General features: G+C 71.5%; 21 protein-coding genes and 1 riboswitch. Of the genes, 4 read left to right on the forward strand and 17 right to left on the reverse strand.

The features are described 5' to 3' along the window. Positions 1 to 29: 29 nt before the first annotated feature. The 9 genes from ACIBL4_RS02615 to ACIBL4_RS02655 all read right to left on the reverse strand — a co-directional run bounded on the left by ACIBL4_RS02615 (position 30) and on the right by ACIBL4_RS02655 (position 9,564). Positions 30 to 932: a LysR family transcriptional regulator gene (locus ACIBL4_RS02615; RefSeq protein ID WP_399405749.1), complete on the reverse strand. Its 903-nt coding sequence runs from the start codon at positions 930 to 932 to the stop codon at positions 30 to 32. Positions 933 to 963: 31 nt separating this feature from the next. Beyond that, entirely contained in the window at positions 964 to 2,157 is a 1,194-nt protein-coding gene (locus ACIBL4_RS02620; protein WP_399405751.1) for a glycine C-acetyltransferase, read from the reverse strand. A 34-nt stretch (positions 2,158 to 2,191) separates the two neighbouring features. Beyond that, positions 2,192 to 3,220: an L-threonine 3-dehydrogenase gene (gene tdh / locus ACIBL4_RS02625; RefSeq protein ID WP_399405753.1), complete on the reverse strand. Its 1,029-nt coding sequence runs from the start codon at positions 3,218 to 3,220 to the stop codon at positions 2,192 to 2,194. A gap of 183 nt (positions 3,221 to 3,403) precedes the next feature. Beyond that, a complete protein-coding gene (locus ACIBL4_RS02630; protein WP_399405755.1) occupies positions 3,404 to 3,976 on the reverse strand; it encodes a GAF domain-containing protein in 573 nt (190 codons plus the stop codon). 61 nt (positions 3,977 to 4,037) lie between these two features. After that, positions 4,038 to 4,670: a GTP-binding protein gene (locus ACIBL4_RS02635; RefSeq protein ID WP_399405757.1), complete on the reverse strand. Its 633-nt coding sequence runs from the start codon at positions 4,668 to 4,670 to the stop codon at positions 4,038 to 4,040. After that, positions 4,648 to 5,019, reverse strand: a complete 372-nt coding sequence (locus ACIBL4_RS02640; RefSeq protein WP_399405759.1) for a DUF742 domain-containing protein — start codon at positions 5,017 to 5,019, stop codon at positions 4,648 to 4,650. The genes ACIBL4_RS02635 and ACIBL4_RS02640 overlap by 23 nt, the downstream gene beginning before the upstream one ends. Positions 5,020 to 5,021: 2 nt before the next feature. Beyond that, on the reverse strand, positions 5,022 to 5,456 hold the full coding sequence (locus tag ACIBL4_RS02645; RefSeq protein ID WP_399405761.1) for a roadblock/LC7 domain-containing protein: 435 nt from the start codon (positions 5,454 to 5,456) through the stop codon (positions 5,022 to 5,024). A gap of 80 nt (positions 5,457 to 5,536) precedes the next feature. Beyond that, the gene (locus tag ACIBL4_RS02650; RefSeq protein WP_399405763.1) at positions 5,537 to 7,720 is read right to left on the reverse strand and encodes an ATP-binding protein; all 2,184 of its coding nucleotides are present in this window, start codon (positions 7,718 to 7,720) and stop codon (positions 5,537 to 5,539) included. Between the two features lie 578 nt (positions 7,721 to 8,298). Further along, complete coding sequence (locus ACIBL4_RS02655) at positions 8,299 to 9,564, reverse strand: MBL fold metallo-hydrolase (protein WP_399405765.1); 1,266 nt, start codon at positions 9,562 to 9,564, stop codon at positions 8,299 to 8,301. A gap of 136 nt (positions 9,565 to 9,700) precedes the next feature. Between ACIBL4_RS02655 and ACIBL4_RS02660 the strand changes: the two genes are divergently transcribed. Continuing rightward, positions 9,701 to 10,879 (forward strand): Glu/Leu/Phe/Val dehydrogenase dimerization domain-containing protein, encoded by a 1,179-nt coding sequence (locus ACIBL4_RS02660; RefSeq protein ID WP_399405767.1) that lies wholly within the window; start codon positions 9,701 to 9,703, stop codon positions 10,877 to 10,879. 87 nt (positions 10,880 to 10,966) lie between these two features. Then, the gene (locus ACIBL4_RS02665; RefSeq protein WP_399405770.1) at positions 10,967 to 11,581 is read left to right on the forward strand and encodes a TetR/AcrR family transcriptional regulator; all 615 of its coding nucleotides are present in this window, start codon (positions 10,967 to 10,969) and stop codon (positions 11,579 to 11,581) included. Between the two features lie 24 nt (positions 11,582 to 11,605). Here ACIBL4_RS02665 and ACIBL4_RS02670 read toward each other — a convergent pair whose 3' ends face one another. After that, positions 11,606 to 12,349, reverse strand: coding sequence for a helix-turn-helix domain-containing protein (locus tag ACIBL4_RS02670; RefSeq protein ID WP_399406542.1), 744 nt, complete (start codon positions 12,347 to 12,349; stop codon positions 11,606 to 11,608). A 221-nt stretch (positions 12,350 to 12,570) separates the two neighbouring features. Here ACIBL4_RS02670 and ACIBL4_RS02675 point away from each other — a divergent pair, with 221 nt between their 5' ends. After that, the gene (locus tag ACIBL4_RS02675; protein WP_399405772.1) at positions 12,571 to 13,668 is read left to right on the forward strand and encodes a serine hydrolase domain-containing protein; all 1,098 of its coding nucleotides are present in this window, start codon (positions 12,571 to 12,573) and stop codon (positions 13,666 to 13,668) included. Positions 13,669 to 13,678: 10 nt separating this feature from the next. On the opposite strand, the gene ACIBL4_RS02680 is transcribed toward ACIBL4_RS02675, so the two are convergent. From ACIBL4_RS02680 to ACIBL4_RS02700, 5 genes are all read right to left on the reverse strand, one after another. Continuing rightward, positions 13,679 to 14,197 (reverse strand): hypothetical protein, encoded by a 519-nt coding sequence (locus ACIBL4_RS02680; protein WP_399405774.1) that lies wholly within the window; start codon positions 14,195 to 14,197, stop codon positions 13,679 to 13,681. Between the two features lie 926 nt (positions 14,198 to 15,123). Further along, positions 15,124 to 15,909 (reverse strand): SGNH/GDSL hydrolase family protein, encoded by a 786-nt coding sequence (locus ACIBL4_RS02685; protein ID WP_010044665.1) that lies wholly within the window; start codon positions 15,907 to 15,909, stop codon positions 15,124 to 15,126. A gap of 145 nt (positions 15,910 to 16,054) precedes the next feature. Beyond that, positions 16,055 to 16,771, reverse strand: coding sequence for a DUF6250 domain-containing protein (locus tag ACIBL4_RS02690; RefSeq protein ID WP_399405776.1), 717 nt, complete (start codon positions 16,769 to 16,771; stop codon positions 16,055 to 16,057). 196 nt (positions 16,772 to 16,967) lie between these two features. Beyond that, complete coding sequence (locus ACIBL4_RS02695) at positions 16,968 to 17,891, reverse strand: peptidoglycan DD-metalloendopeptidase family protein (protein ID WP_399405778.1); 924 nt, start codon at positions 17,889 to 17,891, stop codon at positions 16,968 to 16,970. A gap of 4 nt (positions 17,892 to 17,895) precedes the next feature. After that, positions 17,896 to 18,057: riboswitch (cyclic di-AMP (ydaO/yuaA leader) on the reverse strand. A 311-nt stretch (positions 18,058 to 18,368) separates the two neighbouring features. Then, positions 18,369 to 20,444 (reverse strand): alpha-galactosidase, encoded by a 2,076-nt coding sequence (locus ACIBL4_RS02700; RefSeq protein WP_399405780.1) that lies wholly within the window; start codon positions 20,442 to 20,444, stop codon positions 18,369 to 18,371. 179 nt (positions 20,445 to 20,623) lie between these two features. Here ACIBL4_RS02700 and ACIBL4_RS02705 point away from each other — a divergent pair, with 179 nt between their 5' ends. Beyond that, entirely contained in the window at positions 20,624 to 21,421 is a 798-nt protein-coding gene (locus tag ACIBL4_RS02705; protein ID WP_399405782.1) for a tyrosine-protein phosphatase, read from the forward strand. Between the two features lie 21 nt (positions 21,422 to 21,442). Here the strand turns inward: ACIBL4_RS02705 and ACIBL4_RS02710 are convergent, their stop codons facing one another. Both ACIBL4_RS02710 and ACIBL4_RS02715 read right to left on the reverse strand, forming a co-directional pair. After that, positions 21,443 to 21,562, reverse strand: a complete 120-nt coding sequence (locus ACIBL4_RS02710; protein ID WP_040903800.1) for a DUF6126 family protein — start codon at positions 21,560 to 21,562, stop codon at positions 21,443 to 21,445. Next, on the reverse strand, positions 21,559 to 22,203 hold the full coding sequence (locus tag ACIBL4_RS02715; RefSeq protein ID WP_399405784.1) for a helix-turn-helix domain-containing protein: 645 nt from the start codon (positions 22,201 to 22,203) through the stop codon (positions 21,559 to 21,561). The genes ACIBL4_RS02710 and ACIBL4_RS02715 overlap by 4 nt, the downstream gene beginning before the upstream one ends. Positions 22,204 to 22,236 lie beyond the last annotated feature (33 nt).

Below are 22,236 nucleotides of genomic sequence, written 5' to 3' on the forward strand. Positions count from 1 at the left end.
GGATATGAGACGACCGTATTAACGAGTCCTCACACCTGGGCCGCCACACCGAGCGCGTCCAGTACCGGGCGGATCAGGGGATGCTCCTCGGCTCCCCGGCGTACGGCGGCGAAGACCCGCCGGGTGGGGGCCGTGCCGTCGACGGGGCGGACGACCACTCCGGCGAGGTCCATGCCGCGCAGCGCCGAGCGCGGCACGAGGGCGACGCCCGCGTCTGCGGAGGCGAGGGCGACGACCGCCCGGAAATCGTCCGAGGAGTGCTCCATGCGGGGCTGGAAACCGGCGTTCTCGCAGGCCAGGACCACCACGTCGTGGCAGGGGTTGCCGGGGTACGGGCCGATCCACGGGTCCTTGGCCAATTCGGCGAGCGGGACCTCCGCCGCGTCGGCCAGACGGTGGGTGACCGGCACGACCGCGTCGAAGGGCTCGGCGTACAGCGGCACGTGGGTCAGTCGAGGGTCGTCGGCGGCCGGGGCGCCCCGGTACTCGACGGCGACGGCGACATCGACCTGCCGGTCCAGCACCATCGGCAGGCTGGCGTCGCCCTCGGCGTCCTGGACGCGGATGCGGATCCCGGGCGCCGACTCGGCGAGGCGGGCCACGGCGGGCGCGACGACCAGGACGATGCCGGTCGCGAAGGAGGCGACCGTGACGGTGCCGGCCGCTCCCGAACTGTAGGCGGCCAGTTCGGCCTCGGCCCGCTCCAGCTGGGCGAGGACCGCGTTGGTGTGGCTGAGCAGGATCTCGCCTGCGGGGGTGAGGCGTACGCCCTTGGCGCCACGCTCGACGAGCCGGTGCCCGGTCTCCTGCTCCAGCGCGGCGAGCTGCTGGGACACGGCCGACGGGGTCAGGTACAGCGCGGCGGCAGCCGCCGTCACCGTACGGTGGTCGGCCACCGCACGGAGGATGTGGAGCCGCCGCGCTTCGATCATGCGATCGATTCTCTCAGGTCGCCGGTGCTGCTCAGCCGGCCAGCTCCGCCCGTGCCGCCACGAAGGCGTCGACCGCGCGGTCGACGTCCTGCGTCGAGTGCGCGGCCGACAGCTGGACACGGATCCGGGCCTGCCCCTGCGGCACCACCGGGTACGAGAAGCCGATCACGTACACGCCGCGCTCCAGCAACAGCTCCGCCATGCGCCCGGCGACCGCCGCGTCGCCGATCATCACCGGGGCGATGGGGTGGTCACCGGGAAGGACGCCGAAGCCCTCGTCGGTCATCCGGCCGCGGAACAGGGCCGTGTTCTCGGCGAGCCGGACGCGCAGATCGTCCGCCGACTCCAGCAGGTCGAGGACCTTGAGGGAGGCCGCCGCGATCACCGGGGCGAGCGTGTTGGAGAAGAGGTACGGACGGGAGCGCTGGCGCAGCAGGGCGACGATCTCGGCGCGGGCGGCGACATAGCCGCCGGAGGCGCCGCCGAGCGCCTTGCCGAGGGTGCCGGTGATGATGTCGACGCGGTCCATGACGCCGTGCAGCTCGGGCGTGCCGCGGCCGCCGGGGCCGACGAAGCCGACGGCGTGCGAGTCGTCGACCATGACCATCGCGTCGTGGCGGTCGGCGAGGTCGCAGATCTCGCGCAGCGGGGCGACGTAGCCGTCCATGGAGAAGACGCCGTCGGTGACGACCAGGCGGCGGCGCGCGTCGGAGGCCTCCTTGAGGCGGGCCTCCAGCTCGGCGAGGTCGCGGTTGGCGTAGCGAAGGCGGCGGGCCTTGGACAGGCGGATGCCGTCGATGATCGACGCGTGGTTGAGTGCGTCGGAGATGACCGCGTCCTCGGGGCCGAGCAGCGTCTCGAAGACGCCGCCGTTGGCGTCGAAGCAGGAGGAGTACAGGATCGTGTCCTCCTGGCCGAGGAACGCCGACAGCCGCGCCTCCAGTTCCTTGTGCACCTCCTGGGTGCCGCAGATGAAGCGGACCGAGGCCATACCGTAGCCCCAGCGGTCCAAGGCCTCGTGGGCGGCGGCGACGACCTCGGGGTGGTCGGCGAGGCCGAGGTAGTTGTTGGCGCAGAAGTTGAGGACCTCGCCCGGCCGGCCGCCCGCGGTGACGTTCACGGTGGCGGACTGAGGGCTGCCGATCACGCGCTCGGGCTTGTGCAGTCCGGCGGCGCGGATCTCGTCGAGGGTGGCGCGCAGGTCGTCGCGCACGGAGTCGAACATGAGGGCTCCTGAAGTGCTGGGCGGTGAGGGGGAGTTACGTGGTCCAGTCGAGGATGACCTTGCCGCCGCGGCCGCTCGCCGCGTCGGCGAACGCCGCCTCGAAGTCGCGGAAGCCGTACCGGCCGGTGATCACGGGCGCGAGATCGAGACCGCCTTCCAGCAGCACGGACATCGCGTACCAGGTCTCGAACATCTCGCGACCGTAGATGCCCTTGATCGTGATCATCGAGGTGACGATCCGGGCCCAGTCGACGGGGAACTCCTGCGCGGGCAGGCCGAGCATCGCGATCCGGCCGCCGTGCGTCATGTTGGCGATCATGTCCCGCATGGCCTCGGGGCGACCGGACATCTCCAGGCCGATGTCGAAGCCCTCGCGCAGGCCGAGCGTGCGCTGCCCGTCGGCGATGGTGGCGTCCGCGACATTGAGCGCGAGGCTGACCCCGACCTTGCGGGCCAGGTCCAGCCGCTCCTCGCTGACGTCGGTGATCATGACGTTGCGGGCGCCGGCGTGCCGGGCCACGGCGGCGGCCATCAGACCGATCGGGCCCGCGCCGGTGATCAGCACGTCCTCGCCGACGAGCGGGAACGACAGCGCGGTGTGCACGGCGTTGCCGAACGGGTCGAAGATCGCGGCCACGTCGAGGTCGACGGGCACCCGGTGCACCCAGACGTTGGCGGCCGGCAGGACGACGTACTCCGCGAACGCGCCGTCGCGGCCCACGCCCAGCCCTATGGTGGCCCGGCACAGGTGCCGGCGCCCGGCCTGGCAGTTGCGGCACTTGCCGCACACCAGATGGCCTTCGCCGCTCACCCGGTCGCCTACGGCTATGTCGATGACGTCCCGCCCGGTCTCGACGACCTCGCCGACGAACTCGTGCCCGACCACGAGTGGGGTGCGGATCGCCTGCCGCGCCCAGCCGTCCCAGGCCCTGATGTGCAGGTCGGTGCCGCAGATGCCGGTGCGCAGCACCTTGATCAGTACATCACCCGGCCCGACGGCGGGCTCGGGGACGTCCGCGAGCCACAGCCCGGGTTCCGCCTTCTGTTTGACCAGCGCCTTCACCGCTACGGCTCCAGGGAGTGAGTCCCGGCTCCGGGCATGCCGAAGGAGCCCCTGGGCCGGGAGAGGAGTGGAATCGCACAGCAATCTGCCGTACGCCGGCCGCACGGGTCCATCGAGGTTTTCTTAAGCGCCGCCTCAGCTTTCCTTCACGCCCCCTGCGTGCCCTGCGCAACGCGGGGCGTGTCAGTAGGGCAGCATCCCGTCCCGGCCCTCCAGCTGTGCGACGAGCTGCGCGGCGTGTCCCTTGATGGCCGTCAGGCCCGGCTTCCCCCACGGCCGGGGCCCGACGTCGGCGACGCTGACCGTGCCCAGCACCAGGCCCGTACCGTCGATGAGCGGTGCTCCCAGATAGGAGCGGATACCGAACTCGTCGACCACCGGATTGCCCGCGAACCGCGGATAGTCGTGGACGTCCTCCAGGACCAGAGCCTTGCGTCGCGCCACCACATGGGGGCAGAAGCCATGGTCGCGGGGCAGAGTACGGCCCACCCGGGGGCGGGTGCCGTCGCTCCGCACCACCGGCGCGACGGCCGGCACGTACAGGCCCGCGTAGAACTGGCCCCGCTCGTCCGGGAAGTTGACCATGGCGTACGGCGCCCCGGTGAGCTCGGCGAGACCGTGCGCGAAGGCGTCGAGTGCGGGTTCGGGGCGCTCCCCCAGACCCAGCAGGCGCAGTCGGCCGGCGCGGGCGGGGGCCTCCTTGTCCTCGGGTGTGAGCAGCAGACGACCGGCCGGGCGCGGCGGGTCGTAGCTCATGGGCGTCCTCCCGGACTGTGGGCATGCGTCATATACAGGCTCCGTGACGGGTGTTGAGGGATCACATGTGGGCGCCATACCCGGTCGTGGGGGCAACCGGTGCATGGGCGATGAGGTGGCGCACGAGAGTCAACAGGGTCTGGATCCCGGAGCTGGAGATCCGGGCGTCACAGCACACGACGGGGATCTCCTCGGACAGGTCGAGGGCCGCGCGCACCTCCCCCGGGTCGTAGCGGTAGGCGCCGTCGAACTCGTTGACGGCGACGATGAAGCCGAGGCCGCGTTGTTCGAAGAAGTCGACGGCCGCGAAACACTCCTCGAGGCGGCGGGTGTCGGCGATGATGACCGCCCCGAGCGCGCCCGCGCACAACTCGTCCCACATGAACCAGAACCGCTCCTGTCCTGGGGTGCCGAACAGGTACAGCACGTGTTTCGGATCGAGTGTGATGCGGCCGAAGTCCATGGCCACGGTCGTCTCGACCTTGTTCTCGATGCCGTCGAGGTTGTCGGTCGCGGCACTGACGGTGGTGAGCAGTTCCTCCGTGCTGAGCGGCGCGATCTCGCTGACCGCGCCGACGAAGGTCGTCTTGCCCACGCCGAACCCGCCCGCCACCAGGATCTTGAGGGCCGTGGGGAACGGATCGCCGCCGTGGCCGGAAGCGTCGGCGTAGTCAGAGCTGTCGTCGTAGTCCATCGAGCACTGCCTCCAGAAGGGCCCGGTCCGTCGGGTTGTGGTGGAACGCGGGGGGCTTGGTGGTCAGCGCCCCGCAGTCGACGAGGTCCGCCAGCAGCACCTTGGTGACGGCCACCGGCAGCTTCAGATGGGCGGCGACCTCCGCGACGGCGACGGGCACACTGCACCGCTCGAGTGCCTGCGCGTGCTCGGGGCCGAAGTAGCCGAGGGGGGTCGCCCCGGTGGCCATCACCTGCGACATGAGGTCGAGCGCGACGGTGGGACGGGTGCGGCCGTTGCTGACCGTGAACGGGCGCACCAGCCGCCCGGCCGCGTCGTCGAGCCAGGGCCCGTCACCGGCCGCCGCCACCCTCAAGGCCTCATCGCCGGGGATTCGACGGACTGCTGGCGGGGAGCGGTGATCAGGTACGGGCGGACACTCTTGACCAGCATCGCCATCTCGTAGCCGAGGACGGCCGCGTCGGCCTCGCGGCCCGCCAGCACGGCCAGGCAGGTTCCGGAGCCGGCGGTGGTGACGAACAGCAGGGTCGAGGCGAGTTCGACCACGACCTGCCGGACGTCGCCGCCGTCGCCGAAGCGGACGCCGGCGCTGCGGCCGAGGGAGTACAGGCCGGAGGCCAGGGCGGCCATGTGGTCGGCGCTGTCCGGGTCGAGGCCGTGCACGGACTTCACGAGCCCGTCGCAGGACAGGAGCACCGCGGCGCTCGTGTGCGGTACGCGCTGCACGAGGCCGCTCATCAGCCAGTCGAGATCGGATACATGGGCGGTCGGCGCATCGCTCGCCATGGTGGATCGACTCCTTGAGGTACGAAGGTCTGCGGGAGCGCTGGGGGTGGAGGTGGAAACGTGGGTGGAAAGGGGGGTGGTCATCCGGCGGGTGCGCTCCCGTCCTGCCGGGTGGTGGTGTGGTCGGGGCGGGACGCGGTCACACCGTCCCGTGCGCCGCGCGCCTCGGTTATGCGGGCCGCGTCCACGGTGGGGAGGGACTCGGTGTGCACCGGCTCCATGGGGATGGGGTCCCGGTGTGCGGACTCCCTGTGTGTGGGTTCCCTGGAGGTGGGCTCGTTGCGTGTGGGCTCTCTGTGGAGCGGCGTCACATGGGCCGACTCCACGTGGGCCGACTCCGTGTGTGTCGGCCCCATGTGTGCCGACTCCGTGTGCGTCGGCTCCGTGCGCGTCGACGGGGCCGTGTCGCCCCAGTCCATGTTCCCGGCCTCCATGTGCTGTTGGGCCTCGGCGAGGCTGATGCCGCGCTGGAAGGCCGCCATCAGGCCGGGGTCGTGGCCGACGACAAGCTCGGGGTCCTGACGCGGCGTGGGACCGTCGCGCAGCTGGGGGGCGATGTGTTCCTGGGCACGGCGGCGGGGCAGTTGGGGCTTGCCCATGGTGCCGCGCACCGTGCCGTTGCGCGGGGTGGGCGGCGATGTCCCGTTCTCGGCGAGGATGCGCCGGTCGTCGGGGCTGATCCCGGGCCTCGCCTCGGCCGGATTGGGCCGCCCCCGATGCGTCCCGCGCACGGGCAGGGGCGCGGGCCGGCCGCTCTGCGGGCTTCCGCCCGAGTCCCGTTCGGCCTCCTGCTGGTGGGCCCGGGACGCACCGGCCGTCTGCGGCACCGACGGTGACGCCTCGGACGCGGCACCCGACCCGGACGAGAACCCGTACACCGCCGGGACTCCTGACACGGCGCCCTCGGCTCGGGACGACCCCCTCCTCGACACCGCTCCGGCTCCGGACTCGGGCCCGCTCCCGCCGGAGTCTCCAGCCCCGCCCGCTGACTGCCCGAGCTGCCCGAGCTGTCCCACGGCCTGCCCGGTGCCCCCGGGCACGTCCGCCTCCGCCCCCAGCAGCGCCTGCGGCACGACGAGCACCGCCTGCACTCCGCCGTAGATGTTGCTCTGGAGACGGACGGTGATGCCGTGCCGCCGCGCCAGCTGCGAGACGACGAACAGCCCGATGCGGCCGTCCGCGAGGAGCCGGGCGACGTTCACCTGGTCCGGGTCGGCGAGCAGGGCGTTCATCCGCGTCTGCTCCTCCAGCGGCATGCCCAGTCCACGGTCCTCGACCTCGACGGCGAGCCCGGAGGTGACGAGGTTGGCGCGCAGCAGCACCTGGGTGTGCGGGGCGGAGAACACCGTGGCGTTCTCGACGAGTTCGGCCAGCAGGTGGATGACGTCGGCCACGGCGTGTCCGCGCAGGGTGCCGTCGATCGGCGGCACGAGCTTGACCCGCGAGTACTGCTCGACCTCTGCGATGGCGGAGCGCAGCACCTCGGTCATGGAGACGGGGTTGCTCCACTGACGGCGGGAGACGGCCCCGCCGAGCACGGCGAGGTTCTCGGCGTGGCGGCGGATGCGGGTGGCGAGGTGGTCGACGTGGAAGAGCCCCTTGAGCAGGTCGGGGTCCTCCATCTCGTTCTCCAGCTCGTCGAGGATGGAGATCTCGCGGTGCACGAGTGACTGCAGGCGGCGGGCGAGGTTGACGAACACCTCGAGCTTCTGTTCGCTGCCCGCCTGGCTGGAGAGCTGTGAGGCCTGGACGACGGCGGTGACGGCGCCGTCGTGCGCGCGGGTCAGGTCGGCGGCGAGGAGTTCGAAGTCGTCGGCGCCCTCTGCGGGGCCCCCGCGTGGACTGCTCTGCGGGCCGGGCTGCGGCGGAACGTCGCCGCGGCGCAGCGCCTCGACCAGGGCGCGCAGGTCGGCCTCGCGCCGCGCGGTGGCGCGGCGCAGGACGCCGATGCGGTCGTGCACGGACCGGGCGGCCCGGTTGGCGGCCACCGCGGCGACGACGATGCCGACGAGGGTCACCGAGACCGCCCCGGAGAGCACGGCCCACAGCGTCGGCCCAGGCCGCGCCCCGGTGGACCGGACGGTGAAGAGGACGGCGGCACAGCCGCTGAGGGCGACGGCGACGGGCGGCAGCACGGCGAGACGCAGCAGCTGGGGCCGTATATGGGTCTCGGGCAGCGTGGGTGCGGTGCGGCCGGCCGGCCGCCCGTGCCGCCCGCTCTCACGGCGGTCTGCGCGTGCGGCCGGGGCGCGGAGGTGAGACATCGGTGTCCTCGTACTGGTCCGTCGGTCCTGGGTGCCAGGGGGGCTTGCGGTGGTGCGGCCGGGCTCACGCGGCCGCTTCCGCACGCCCCGGGCCGCCCGCTCGGGCCCGTCCGGCTTCCGCTCGGGCCCGTCCGGCATCCGCTCGGGCCCGTCCGGCATCCGCCCGGCACCGCCGGGTCCGGAGTCCGAGTGCTGCCCGGGCCCGGAGGCGGCCACCACGGCGGCTCCCGTTCCGGCGTCGGTCGTGCGCGGGCGGCGGGGATCCCCCTCGCGTCGACTCCCTCGTCCGCCATGCGCCTGCACGTACCGGTCCCCACTCCCTGATCCGTCTGTCTCCCGACGGACACTGACAGTAGTCGTCAGCGCATCATGTGCGGTGGGCAGTTGACAAACTCATACGGTGAGCGTCCCGCTCTGGTATGAGGTCTCGTACGACAGACCGATAACCCCCTGACACCTCCGAACTCGAACGGCAACCGTTCGATCCGACCTGGTCAGAAGTGGTCACACAGACACGGCGAGGGCCGGGGAGCCTGTCGCTCCCCGGCCCTCGCCGTCGATCCTCCGCTCCCTCCGGCTCAGCCCGCCGGAAGCGTTTCCGGGTCCTCCGTACCCTTGGCCGCCTTGCCACCACCGTCACTCACCGTATCGGCCTGGGCCACGGCTGCCGCGTCCGACGTGGTCTTGATCGCGGCGTCGGCGAGGGTTTCGCCGACCGGAAACCCACCGGCCGGGGCGAGCGCCACCCCGCGCCACCACGGCTCGGAAGGGACGCTCTCGGCCGTGGGCTCGAAGGGCTCGCCGGGGTGGGGCAGGGCGATCCGTGCGCCCACGGCGCGGGCGGCCGCGACCGTCCCCTCGCCGGGATCCGCCCACGGGTGGGTCGCGAGGTTGAACGTGGCCCAGTGGATCGGCAGCATCGGACCGTGTTCCGGTCCGCCCTGGAGGTCGAGGTGGGCGCGCATGCCCTCGTCGGGGGTCATGTGGATGTCGGGCCAGAAGTCGGAGTACGCGCCGATCTGGATCATCGTGGCGTCGAACGGCCCGTGGTCGGCGCCGATCCCCTTGAAGCCGTCGAAGTAGCCGGTGTCGCCGCTGTGGTAGATCCGGTGCTCCTCGCCGGCGACGACCCAGGAGGCCCACAGGGTGTGCTGGGTGTTGCGCAGGCCCCGGCCGCAGAAGTGCCGGGCCGGAGTGGCGGTCAGGGTGAGGCCGCCGATCTTCGTCGACTCGTGCCAGTCCAGTTCGCGCAGCCGGCCGGCGGACACGCCCCAGTGCTCCAGGTGCGCGCCGACGCCGAGCGGCACGGCGAACAGCGTGTCGGTGCCGGCAAGGGCCTTGATGGTGGGCATGTCCAGGTGGTCGTAGTGGTCGTGCGAGATGACCACGGCGTCGACCGGGCCGAGCGCGGCCAGCGGCAGGGGCACCGGGTGCAGCCGCTTCGGCCCGGCGAACGGGAACGGGGAGCAGCGCTCACCCCACACGGGGTCGAACAGCACGCGCCGGCCGTCGATCTCGGCGAGCACGCTGGAGTGCCCCATCCAGGTCAGGCGCAGCCCGGTGGCCGGGGGCCGGGCGATATCGGCGAGGGTCGTGGCGTGCACCGGCACGGTGCCCTTCGGGGCACGGCGGGGCCGGGTCTCCTTGTCGAAGAAGACCTTGGCGAAGTCGAGGGTGGAGCCCGAGGGCCGGGTCCGCGCGGGACCTCCGGGGTTCTGGAAGACCCCGTCCTTGAAGTGGGGCGATCTACGGATGCGCGCCATGCGCTCACCGCTCGGATCCGCGCCGAACGCCCCGGGCCGGAGCGCACGGAGCCCGGAGCTCGGGGAACGGAAACCGGCCACGGTACCTCCAGGTGGAGTCGGTCAGGCTTTCCATTATGGTCGGCCCCTCCGCACACACCGGGACCCAGGGGTCCCACGGCGGTGATACTGAACGCCGATTCAGTAATCACGGCGATATCACGGCGAAGGAGCCCGCATGGCCAGCCCCCTGCTGTCCCTCACCTGGACCGACCACATCACCGGCCGCCAGGGCTTCCTGGTCGTCGACCGGCTGCTACGCGGTGTCGCCAGCGGCGGCCTGCGGATGCGCGCGGGCTGCACTCTGGACGAGGTCACCGGCCTGGCCCGCGGCATGACCATGAAGGAGGCGCTCCACTACGACCCCGCCGCCCGCTACGTCCCGCTCGGCGGCGCCAAGGGCGGCATCGACTGTGACCCGCGCGACCCGGAGGCCTATCCGCTGCTGGTGCGGTACCTGCGCGCCATGCGGCCGTACATCGAAAGCCTCTGGACGACCGGCGAGGACCTCGGGCTCACCCAGGACCTGGTCGACCGGGCCGCGGCCGAGGCGGGGCTGGTCTCCTCCATCCAGGCCGTCTACCCGCTGCTGGACGACGAGGCCGAGGCGCGGCGGCGGCTCCGGGACGCCTTCGCGGTCGAGGTGGACGGCATCGGCCTGGACGCACTGGCCGGCGGCTGCGGTGTCGCCGAGGCGGCCCTCACGGCACTGGACCACGCCGGAGTGCCCCGCGCGGGGACGCGGGTCGCCCTCCAGGGGCTGGGCACCATGGGCGGGGCCACCGCGCGGTTCCTCACGCGCGCGGGACTCACGGTCGTGGCCGTCGCCGACATCAAGGGCACGATCGCCAGTCCGGCGGGGCTCGACGTCGAGACACTGCTCGCCGCGCGGGACGCGCACGGCACCGTGGATCGCTCCGCCCTGCGCCCCGGCGACCTCGAACTGCCGGGCGACGCCTGGCTGTCGGCCGACGCGGACGTCCTGGTCCCCGCGGCCGTCTCGTACGCGATCGACGCCGCGAACCAGGAGCGGATCACCGCCCGCTGGGTCGTCGAGGCGGCCAACATGCCCGTACGACCGGAGGCGGAGCTGCTGCTCGCCGCGCGCGGGGTGACCGTGCTGCCCGACGTCGTGGTCAACTCCGGGACGAACGCCTGGTGGTGGTGGACGCTGTTCGGGGACATCGGCCCCGACGCCGAGGAGGCGTTCGCGCACACGCGCCGCTCGATGCGGTCCCTGGTGGAGCGGATGCTGGCCCGCGCACGGGCCGACGGCACGACACCGCGGGCCGCCGCCCACGCCCTCGTGGCGGACCGGCTGCCGGTCATGGCGGAACGGTTCGGCTGCTACCGCTGAGAGACGGCTGGAACAGCCCTGGGCCCCTTGCCGTACCGGCTGAATACACCGGTCAAGAGGGTGCGGGCGCGTGTGTAGGGTGACGGCGTGACGAGAGTCCGGTTGAGCGTGGCGGAACGGCGCGGGGAGCTGCTGCGGGCAGCCGTCGAGCAGATCGAGGCCCGGGGTGTGGCAGCGGTCAGGATCGCCGACGTGGCCTCGGCGCTCGGCGTGAGCAACGCACTGGTGCTCTACCACTTCTCGACGAAGGAGAAGCTGGTCGCCGCTGCGTTCCGGCACGCGGCCGAGGCCGACCTCGCGCATCTGCGCAGGCTGCTCGGCCGCCGCACGTCGGCACTGCGCCGGCTGCGGTCGGCCGTACGGTGGTACGCCCCGACCGGCCAGGCCAAGGGCTGGCGGCTGTGGATCGAGGGCTGGGCGGCGGCACTGCGCGAGCCCGCGCTGCGGGAGGTCACCCAGGACCTCGACCGGCAGTGGAAGGCGGCTCTCGCCGAGGTCATCACGGAGGGCATGGCGGCAGGCGAGTTCCACTGCCCCGACCCCCACGGCACGGCCCTGCGCCTCACCGCCCTCCTCGACGGCCTCGCCGTCCAGCTGACCTCCTACCCGGGCGCGGTGCCGCGGGCACGGGCCCAGGAGTGGGCCGAGGAAGCACTGGCCCGCGAACTGGGCCTGGAACCGGCGGCCTTGAGCCGCCCCTGACCGGAAGCGACCCGAAACAGCCGCCTATTCACGAGGGTCGGTGCCGCCCGAGGTCGTTTCGGGCTTGCTGTGGAGCACCTCGCGGGCCTGCTCCGCGGCACGGATGAGGCTCTCGGCGACGAAGTCGACGAAACGGGCGATGTTCTCCAGGCGGATGGCGGCCGGGGTGTCTGGACCGAGGACACCGACGCCCTGCCGTGCGGCCGCGGCCAGTTGGGTGTTGGACCGGGCGGCGGCGATCATCGACTGGTAGAAGACGTCGTCGTCGACGGCGTAGCGCTCGCGGCGGCCCTCGCCGCGCTCCCGGCGGATGAGCCCCTGACTCTCCAGGAACGCGACCGCCTTGGACACGGAGGCCGGGCTGACCTGAAGGTGCCGGACGAGCTCGGACGCGGTGAGGCTGCCCGCGTCGGTGGTGTAGAGGCAGGTCAGCACCCGGGACATCATCTTGGGCAGGCCCTGCTGCATGAGGAGGGTGGTGAACATCTCCTCGTACTCGCGCACGGCCTCGACGTCACGCCCGTGGCCCGGCGCGGGCGTCTGCGCCCCCCGGGGAGCGACCTGCCTGCGCCGGTGGGTCCGGCGTTCGGTGGCGCGGTGGGCCAGGTCGGCACGGTAGGCGGTCGGGCCGCCGTTGCGCATCACCTCACGCGTGACCGTCGAGGTCGGGCGCCCGAGCCCTCTGGCGATCTCCGCATAGGCGAGTCCATCACCCAGCCCCTGCGCGATCTGCTGACGCTCCTGCAGGGTGAGCCTGCCTCCCGGCATCGCGAACTCCTTCGTGCTCCAAGGTGCCGCGAGCATAGCGTTCACTTTCCCAGCATTGCAACGGCCAGAACAACGGTCGTTGCATTGAGTGTAAACCCATTGCAACGATTTTTCTGCTAAGTCCTGCAGAAACTGCGACCCCACGCAACAGTGCAATTGCCGTCTCTCTAAACGCAACGTAGCTTTTCTGTCATCCGAAACAACGAACGTAGGAGAGCACGATGACCGATCGCCCGGAGTTGCAGAAGGCCATGCAGGAGATCGTCGATTCCGGTTTCACCGGGGTGCAGCTGCGCGTGCACGACGAGCGGGGCGAGTGGGCCGGCAGCGCCGGCTTACGCGAGTTGGGCGAGAGTGCCGAGCCGCCGGCCGACGGACACTGCCGGATCGGCAGCAACACCAAGACCTTCACCGCGGCCCTGGTCCTGCATCTGGTGGCCGAAGGCAGGATCGGGCTGGACACCCCGGCGGATGACCACCTGCCCGAGTTCGGGCTGGACCGCCGGGTCACTGTGCGAATGCTGCTCCAGCACACCAGCGGGGTGTTCAACTTCACCGGCGAGTTCTACGACGACGGGACGTTCGCGCCGGGCATCCCCGTCAGGGGCAAGGAGTGGGTGGACAACCGATTCAAGACCTACCGGCCGCAGGAACTGGTACAGCTGGCGCTGTCCAAGCCGGCGCGGTTCGAGCCGGGGACGGACTGGAACTACTCCAACACCAACTACGTGCTGGCCAGGCTGCTGGTCGAGAAGGTCACCGGCCGCTCGCCGGCCGAGGAGATGCGGCGGCGGATCATCGAGCCGCTCGGACTGTCGGGCACCGTGGCGCCCTACACCCAGCATGAGGTCCCTGAGCCGCATGCCCACGCCTACTACCGGTACGAGGAGGAGGACGGCCGGCAGAAGACGGTGGACGTCACCCGGCAGGACCCCTCCTGGATCTCCGGCGGCGGTGACATGATCTCGACCACCCGGGACCTCCACACGTTCATCTCCGCGCTCCTGGGCGGCAAGCTCCTGCCGGCTCCGCTGCTGGCGGAGATGTGCACGCCGCATCCCAAGGCGGGCTACGGTCTGGGGGTGTTCGTGCAGGACACGGAGGGCGGCGGCACGATCATCACCCACAACGGCGGCATCACGGGCCACGCGGCGCTGATGTACAGCACGCCCGACGGCCGCACGACCCTGACCGCCACGCTGAACTACGTGGACGACGCCGCTATGTCCCTGGCCGGGCCGTTCCAGCAGGCGACGCAGAGGCTCGTCGAGGAGGTGTTCGGCGGCGGTCGGACCGAGCGGGCCGCGTCGACGGACTGAGCAACGCGCCTCAGGCAGAATCCAGTTGGGCGAGGGTCGGGGTGTGCATCTCCGTGGCGAAGACGCTGCGGCGCGTCACCAGCAGACGGTGGGCTTTGGACAGCTGGGTGGGCAGCGCCACCGCGTCCTCGGAGACGATCCGCCGGTGTGAGCGGTCCAGCTCCACCCGCACGATCAGATCCAGGACGCGGTCGCTGACGATGGACGAGCCCAGGAGCCACAGGCCACGGCCTCGGCCGGACTTGGGAGGGTCGAAGGCGAGGTGCAGCAGCCCGGCCGTACGTGCCATGGGAGACGACAGGCGGTACCGGGTGATCCGGCCCTGCTCGTCGATCCGTCTGAAGGTGCCCGTACCTCCCTCCTCCGTACCGAGCAGCGCCATCAACAGCGCGTCCAGCCCGGCGATCACCCCGACGGGGGTGGCACCACGCTCCGGCGGAATCGCGATCTGCGTCGTACGACCGGACGGGAACGGAATCCGCAGCAGGGAACTGGCCTTGTCCTGGCTCGCGTAGAACTCGCCGCTCACCGGGTGCCGCCCGACGAAGACCGGCTGTGCGCGGGCTTCGAAGAACCAGTGGCGCTCGGGGTGACGGTGGTCGGGGTGCCGCCTGCGAAGAGTGCGGCGCGGGGTCCAGCAGCAGCAAGTGGTTCCCGCCTTCCAGCGTGGCCCAGATCCGGCCCGGGTAGCGGGTGGAGGCGGCCAGGCCGTGCGGCAGGTCCGTGTCGTCGCCCAGCGGGAACTGCGCGAGCCCGGTGACCTGTTCGGTGTGCGGGTCCAGTGCGAGTTTGAGCAGTCGGCTGGGGTACCACTGGGTGATGAGGAGCAGCGGGGCGCCGGGCACCTTCACGGGTTCATGGGTCTGTCCGGCCTCAGGAAGGGAGTACTCCCTCAGCGACCGGCTCCGGAGCCTGCCGGGGCTCGCGGGTGCGGCCGACGCGGCGTCCGGGCCGAGTGCGAGACCGGCTCCTCCCGCGGCACCGAGCGCGACGAGCCCTCGCTGAAACGTACGACGGTCCATGCAGTCCTCCGTGGTCCCTGTCCATGAGCGTGACGCACATGGTTCAGGGCAGCGGTCGCTGAAGGCCGCCTTCACGAGGTTCGCCTCGCCGCAATACACCGAGCCGAGGCCAGCGCCGGGCACTGCCCAACCCGGCGCCGCAAGCTGCTGCCGGCGGCTGCCCGGGGCGGGCGGGGGCGCAGCCCGGCGGAGCGGGGTGCCGCTGCGCCCACCCGTGCCGCCTGGGGGCACCTCCCAGGCCCTTGAGGCACTGGGGGAGGCACGATTGCCCGCAGCGGCGGCCGACGGCAGCTGAGCCACTACGCACGCGCGGCCGCGCACGGCGAGAAGGGGACGTGTCGGGGGGTGTCCGACCCCATCGCGCCGTTCCGAGGACGGACACCCCCCGACGCGGCCCCGACTTACAAGCCAGCCGCGGGCGCAGCCGCAGCCGCTACGCCACCGCAGCGATCCGCATCCGGATGTCCTCCGGCGACAACGCACCCTTCGCCGTCACATGATCCCCCGACGACTCCCCACGCAGCCGCCGCCCGATCCACGGCACCAGAAACTCCCGCGCCCAGTGCACGTCGTCCCGCCGGACCTCAAGAGGGCCCCGAGCCGGCAGCGGCGGCCACGGCTGCTCCGGGTCCGCCGGAACCTCCAGCCCGAGCACCTGCCCCGCGCGGAGCGCCACCCGCGTGTGCCCCTCCGGCGACAGGTGCAGCCGGTCGGCGTCCCAGGCCCTGCGGTCCTGGACACTGCGCAGGGACCACAGGTCGAGCACCGGGCAGCCGTACCGGTCGGCGATGGCCCGCACATGCCCGTTGTAGGTCGCGATCTTGCCGCGCAGGTGCTTGAGCACGGGCATCCCACGCGTGTCGAACCCAGTCGTCACCATCACCGTGCCGGCCACGGCGGTGAGCCGCACCAGGGCCCGCTCGAAGCGCTCGGCCACCTCGTCCGGGTCGGTACCGGGCCGGAGGATGTCGTTACCTCCGGCGCAGAACGAGACGAGGTCCGGGGCCATTTCTACGGCCCGTGGAACCTGGTCCGCCACGATCTGGTCGAGGAGTTTCCCGCGCACGGCGAGGTTGGTGTATTGGAAGTCGCCTTCGGGCCGGCGGTCGGCGAGCAGGACGGCGAACCGGTCGGCCCAGCCGACGAACGCCCCGTCGGGGCCGGGATCACCGACACCCTCGGTGAAGCTGTCCCCCACCGCCACGTACGACCCGATCACTGCTCTGCTGTCACTCTTCGAATCGTCTGCCACAGCAGCACATGATTCACCTTCTAATGTGACCTACGCGACCGTAGGAAAGGGTTGACGGGCGGTGAGATAAGCCACTCCCCAAGTGTTCACCAACTCCGGAATAGGACACCCGTCAGCGATGTTGGGGGGTCAGTCGCCACACCCGGAATCCCGTGATCCGGAAGTGACTCCACACGGTCCGGAAGCCGAAGTGCCCACTCGTGTACGGCTCCGGATCGCGGTAGTCGAAGACGAGCCTCCCGTTGTTCCACCACCGCACCGTCGAACCGTCGGAGACGATCCGCACCCGGTTCGGCTCACCCGGCACCAGCAGCGGCTCGGTGTAGTCGTGGACCAGGGGCCGGACTCCGGGCTGCCCGACGTACCGCCGCAGCCGGGTCGTAGTGTTGTAGTTGGCACCGTAGCCGGCGTAGTACGTCGTGAGGTGGTCGTACTCGTCCAGCGCCCCACCGCGCGGCGTGGCGAAGAGGTCGGCCGGGGAGCGGACGTCGGTCGCGTTCCAGAAGTTGTTGAGGTCCGAGACACGGTCGTTGGCCCCGCCCTCGGAGACGGGCGTGGCGGTGTACTCGAGGGCGTACGGCCCTTCGAGCCGCTGCCTGAACCATACGGTCGCGCCGCTCGGTACGTCGATCTCCAGAACACCACGGGACGCGGTGACGGTGCCGCCGTCCTGGAGTTCGGTCGCCCACTGGGCGAGGCCGTGATGGAAGTCGTCTCGGGCGATGAGGCGGCGGTGCCGGGGCGCGGCGTGCGCGGCGCCCGTCGGGACGAGGGCCGCCACGGCGGCTCCGGCGGCCAGGCTGGCGAACGCTCTGCGGGAGGTCGGCACGGGACACATCTCCTTGGTGATCCGCCTGGAAGGATCTAGAAAGCGCTTGCGCTCCGGATGGGATCACTGTGTCCCAACTGCCGCCCGCTGTCGATCCCTTGGGGCGATCGGAAGGTGCGCGCACACACCGAAGGCCGGACCCGGGGATCGGGGTCCGGCCTTCGGTCGCGTGTCAGGCAGGTGGTGACGCGGTCGGTCAGCCGACGGAGACGCCGTGCGAGCGCAGGAAGGCGACCGGGTCCACGTCCGAGCCGTAGTCCGGCGTGGTGCGGATCTCGAAGTGCAGGTGCGGTCCGGTCACGTTGCCGGTGGCACCGGACAGGCCGATCTGCTGCCCGGCGCTCACGGTCTGGCCGGCCGAGACGGAGAGCGAGGACAGGTGGGCGTACTGCGCGTAGCTGCCGTCGTTCAGCCTGATGACGACCTGGTTGCCGTACGCGCCGCCCCACCCGGCGGAGACGACCGTTCCCGCGCTGACGGCCTTGAGCGAGGTGCCGGTCGGGACGACGAAGTCGACACCGGTGTGGTAGCCGCTGGACCACATGCTGCCGGACATGTGGTACGGGGTGCCGACGGTGGCGCCCTCGACGGGGAGGGTGTAGCCGCTGGAGGTCGCGGCGGCCGACTTGGCGGCGGCCGGCTTGGCGGCGGCCGGCTTCGAGGGCGACTCGGCAGCGGACGACTTCGACGCCGGGGACTTCGAGGACTTGGATGGCGAGGCCTTCGACGGGGCCGGGGACCCGCTCGCCGCCGCCTTCTTGCCGATCGCCAGCTTCAGCCCCGGGTGGATCAGCGACGGGTCGTCGCCGACGGCGTCACGGTTGTCCGAGTAGAGCTTCTTCCAGCCGCCGTCGACGTGCTGCTCGTCGGCGATCTTCGCGAGGTAGTCACCGGCCCGCACGGTGTACGAGCGGGCGCCCGTAGCCTTTTCGGTGGCCTTCTTCTCGGCGGCCGGCGCGGACTGGACGGCCTTTTCCGGAGCCGACTGCGGGGTGGCGGCGTGGGCGCCGGCGGCCCCCATGAGTGGAAGGGCGAGAGCGGCCCCACCGGTTCCGGCGACGGCGATGGAGCGGGTGAAACGCTGGGACTTCGGGCGGCGATGCTTACCCTTCGCGGGCATGGCGAATTCCTCTCCGTCGCCTGCGAGGTGAGCTGTCGGGTTCGGACTGGAGATGCCCGGCCACGCCGAGGCGCGGCTTAACCCCAAGCCGTTCCGGGAACCGGAACAGGCGTCTTACCTGTGGGTCCCCCGCTCCTGCCGTACGTCGGGTCAGTGTGTGCGGGCTCCGGGCGGCGGCAGGATTAGGCGTCCGTCCGGATTGGTGGGGAACGTAAGCGACCAGGACGCAAAGGGACAAGCTCGCGGTTGCCCGTGACGGCGTTTTTCTTGACGCGCCGACATTTTTTCCGTCACGGAGCGTGGATTTCCGATCTCCAGCTCCCCGCAATTCCCCTGAATCACACCGAAATTACGTGCACATGGCAACAACACATCGTCACGAATATGACGATGCTCACGCACCCCGACCTCATCTCCTTTACAGCCGGGGCACGTTATGCCTAAACAACCGAAGCACTCTCCATTCGGACAGAAGGGCTATTTGCTCTTAAGCCGGACGACGGTGGCGTCCAGATCCCCGCGCAGACCGACCCGCAGCCCGTGATGGAGCAGCACGGCTCCCCGGTGAGTTTCGCCCGTTTCGAGGCATTCGTACGACGCCGCCGGGTCGAGACCCCGCAGCCGGAGCGGCGGAACGGGCTCGCCGTAGCGCTGCGCCTGGAGCCAGGCGAGGACGACGATCTCGTCGCCGAGGACGTACTGCACGGCGCTCAGGCCGCCCTCCGGCGGGCGCAGCCGGTACAGGTCGCCGCGCTGCACCACGGGCCGGATCTCCTTGTAGAGCTCCACCCAGTCCCGCGCCTCGGCGAGTTCCCGCTCCGTCCACTTCGTGAGGTCGCCGCCGACCCCGAGCACCCCGGCCATGGCGCTGACGAACCGGAACCGCAGGGAGCTGGCCCGGCGGTTGAGCATGGCGTTCGGGCTGTCGGTGACCCAGGCGGCCATGACCCGGGCCGGGTGGATCTGACTGAAGCCGTGCTGGATGGCGAGCCGGTCGAGCGGGTCGGTATTGTCCGAGGTCCACACCTGGTCCGTGCGGCCGAGCACACCGAGGTCGATCCGGCCGCCGCCGCCCGAGCAGGACTCGAAGGCCACCCCGGGGTGGGCGGCCCGCAGCCGGTCCAGCAGGGCGTACAGGGCGTGCACGTGGTCGACCCACAGCCGCTGCGGGTAGGGGTCGTCCGGCCACCCGGCGTCGGTGAAGCAGCGGTTGAAGTCCCACTTGACGTAGTCGATCGGCGCGCTGGACAGGAGCCCGTCGAGCTGCTCCCAGAGGTACTCCTGGACGTCCTCGCGGGCGAGGTTCAGTACGAGCTGATTGCGGAACTCCGTCCGCTTTCGTCCCGGTTGATACTGCACCCAGTCCGGGTGCGCGCGGTACAGCTCGCTGTCCGGGTTGACCATCTCCGGCTCGACCCAGATCCCGAACTGCATGCCGAGGCCGTGCACGTGCTCGGCGAGCGGCTTCAGGCCGCCCGGGAAGCGGTCGGGGTTGGGGGTCCAGTCGCCGAGCCCGGCCCGGTCACTCGTGCGCGTCCCGAACCAGCCGTCGTCGACCACGAACAGCTCGACACCCATGGCGGCGGCCCGCTCGGCGAGCGCCCGCTGCTGTTCCTCGGAGATGTCGAACTCGGTGGCCTCCCACGAGTTGAACAGCACCGGCCGGTCCTGGTCCGCGTCCGGGATCACGTACGTCCGCTGGTAGGCGTGCCAGGCGCGGCTCGCCCCGCCGAAGCCGCCGTCGCTCCAGAGCCCGGCGAAGACGGGCGTCGTGTATGACTCCCCCGTGCCCAGCATCAGCAGGCCCGAGTCGTCGTAGCCGGCCCCGCCGGTGATCTGCACGCGCGCGTCCGGGAGCTGGGCCACGGCGATCCGCCAGGACCCGGACCAGCTCAGGGCGCATCCGTAGACCTCGCCGTGCTCCTCGGTCGCGTCGGTGTCGAGCGCGACCCATGGCAGGTGCTGGTGACCGGTGTGGCCGCGGCGGCTGCCGATGACCTTCTCGCCGTGGGTGAGGCCGGAGCGCTCCAGCCGGGACTCGGCACCCCAGCGGCCGTACAGCTGCGACAGCCGCCAGGAGTCGCGGTCGGGCAGGGTCCAGGTGGCGGAGTCGGCGCGCAGCACCTCAACGGCGGGTCCGTGGTTGTCGAGGGTCACCCGGCGTTCGACGACGTCCGTCCCGGGGCGCATCCGGTAGTGCAGCGTGATGGCCAGCTCGCCGTCGCGGAAGCGCAGCCGCAGCTCACCGTCCTCGGCGTCATGGCCCTCGTAGGTCCACTCGGTGCCGCGCCGCTCGCCGGTGCGTACGGACAGGGCGGGCCGGGTGAAACGGGGGCCGCCCTCGACCGGATACTCCTCGCGTCCGTCGAGCGGTGACTCGAAGGGCCAGTAGTCCGGCAGCGGCCGGACGGCGAGGGCCTCGGCGTCGGCGAGGGCGATCCGGGGCCCCCAGTGCAGGTGCAGCAGTTCGTCCCGGTCGGTGACATGGACGGCGTAGCTGCTGGCCGGCCCGGAGAGGACCCATGTACGACCGTCTTCGGAGATGTCCAGCATCAAGGCCTCACAGATTCGAACAAGCCCGACCAGGTGCGACCAGGCTCCGACATCATCAAGGGCCGCGGGGGCTTCCGGCAACGCCTGTGGACAACTCATTGCCCCAGGCAGGCATGTCGTATCGTCGAGTGATGCCCGTCGACGAGCCGCGCCGGCGGCGCCGAAGGGGAGGAGCCCTCGTGACACAGCAGGTCCCGTCGACCGAGCCCGAGCTGGCCGGAGTGCGCAACTTCCGCGATGTGGGCGGGCTTCCGACCGTGGACGGACGGCGGGTGCGGCAGGGAGTGCTGTTCCGCAGCGGCCACCTCGCCCATGCGACCGGGGAGGACGCCGCCTTCCTGGCCACCCTGGGCCTGCACACGATCTTCGATTTCCGCAACGCGGCCGACCAGAAGCTGGAAGGGCCGGACGTCGAACTGCCGGGCGTGCGCAATGTGAACCTGCCGCTGAGCGACCCCGCCGACGGCGCCGAGTTCTGGAAGATGGTGCGCGACGGCGACCTGGACCAGCTGCGCGCGATCCTCGCGGACGGCAAGGGCGCGGACCGGATGATCGCCTCGTACCGCGCGATCATCCGGAGCCGCACGGCCGAGCACTCCCGGGTGCTGCACGCGCTCGCGGAGGACAGCGTCCCCGCGCTGATGCACTGCGCGGCGGGCAAGGACCGCGCGGGCCTGTCCATCGCGGTGACACTGCTCGCCCTGGGCGTCGAGCGCGAGGCGATCGTCGACGACTACCTGAAGTCCAACGCCAAGCACCGCCGCTACAAGGTGCACCGCAGCAGCACCGCCGCCTCGGCCTACTCCCCCGAGGTCATGGAGCTGCTCAGCCCCCTGTTCGACGCGCGCGCCGAGTATCTGACGGCGGCCTTCGACACCATCCAGGAGACCTGGGGCGGCGTCGACGCCTACCTGGAGAAGGGGCTCGGGCTCACCCCGCAGACCCGGGGGCGGCTGCGCGAGCGGCTGCTGGACTGACGGCCGCCGCCGGCCCGCCGGCTACTTGGCGCCCACCTCGAAGAGCAGATACACGAAGGCCGCGAAGACATGGCCCACGACGAGGTAGATGAACAGCCGCACCCACAGGGCGCGGGGAAACTTCTCCTCCATGTCCTTCACGGCCTGTCTCCCGGGGTGGGGCCCAGGCACAGGGCGGCCGTGGGACTCTGCAAGAGGGTGTGGACGAAGAGCAGTTCGACACCGTCCGGGTCCTGAGCGGCGATCCGGTGCGGGGTCAGCGAGTCGAAGTGGGCGCTGTCGCCCGGCGCGAGCTGGTGCGTGGTGTCGCCGAGGCGCAGTCGCAGCCGTCCCCGGAGCACATGGAGCCACTCTTCGCCGGGATGGACGCGGACGATGTCGCCCTGGGAGCCGTACGGGACGTGGACGCGCAGGGCCTGCATCCCGCGCCCGGGCGCGCCGGCCTGCCAGTACGTCCAGCCGCCCGCCTCGGTCGGTTCCATGTCGGCGGCGCGTATGACGGCGTCCCGAGCGGCGGCCGTCTCGCCGAGCAGCTCGGCGACGGTCGTACCGTAGATGCGGGCGAGCGCGAGCAGCATCGGCAGTGAGGGTTGGCGCTGCCCGGTCTCCAGGCGGGAGAGGTGGGCGGGCGACAGCCCGGCGGCGCGGGCCGCGGCCTCCAGGGTCAGTGAGGCCTGGCGCCGCAGCGACCGCAGCTGCGGCGCGACGGCGGGCAGCGCATCCGCTGCCTGGTCGGGCGACGGGGCGGCCCTGGAGGGCCGCTCGGTCTCGGAGGAGCTCATGCCTCCATTCAGCCGCAGCCTTGCCCCAGCGGC

It is taken from the genome of Streptomyces sp. NPDC050416, from assembly GCF_044458845.1.
In the GTDB taxonomy this organism is placed as follows: Bacteria; Actinomycetota; Actinomycetes; order Streptomycetales; family Streptomycetaceae; genus Streptomyces.

Coding starts and splice junctions, on each gene's coding strand:
- ACIBL4_RS02700 (WP_399405780.1), bottom strand. CDS start 20,444: ATGCTGGACATCTCCGAAGACGGTCGTACATGGGTCCTCTCCGGGCCG.
- ACIBL4_RS02615 (WP_399405749.1), bottom strand. CDS start 932: ATGATCGAAGCGCGGCGGCTCCACATCCTCCGTGCGGTGGCCGACCAC.
- ACIBL4_RS02635 (WP_399405757.1), bottom strand. CDS start 4,670: ATGGACTACGACGACAGCTCTGACTACGCCGACGCTTCCGGCCACGGC.
- ACIBL4_RS02695 (WP_399405778.1), bottom strand. CDS start 17,891: ATGCCCGCGAAGGGTAAGCATCGCCGCCCGAAGTCCCAGCGTTTCACC.
- ACIBL4_RS02670 (WP_399406542.1), bottom strand. CDS start 12,349: ATGCCGGGAGGCAGGCTCACCCTGCAGGAGCGTCAGCAGATCGCGCAG.
- ACIBL4_RS02675 (WP_399405772.1), top strand. CDS start 12,571: ATGACCGATCGCCCGGAGTTGCAGAAGGCCATGCAGGAGATCGTCGAT.
- ACIBL4_RS02715 (WP_399405784.1), bottom strand. CDS start 22,203: ATGAGCTCCTCCGAGACCGAGCGGCCCTCCAGGGCCGCCCCGTCGCCC.
- ACIBL4_RS02650 (WP_399405763.1), bottom strand. CDS start 7,720: ATGTCTCACCTCCGCGCCCCGGCCGCACGCGCAGACCGCCGTGAGAGC.
- ACIBL4_RS02645 (WP_399405761.1), bottom strand. CDS start 5,456: ATGGCGAGCGATGCGCCGACCGCCCATGTATCCGATCTCGACTGGCTG.
- ACIBL4_RS02630 (WP_399405755.1), bottom strand. CDS start 3,976: ATGAGCTACGACCCGCCGCGCCCGGCCGGTCGTCTGCTGCTCACACCC.
- ACIBL4_RS02660 (WP_399405767.1), top strand. CDS start 9,701: ATGGCCAGCCCCCTGCTGTCCCTCACCTGGACCGACCACATCACCGGC.
- ACIBL4_RS02620 (WP_399405751.1), bottom strand. CDS start 2,157: ATGTTCGACTCCGTGCGCGACGACCTGCGCGCCACCCTCGACGAGATC.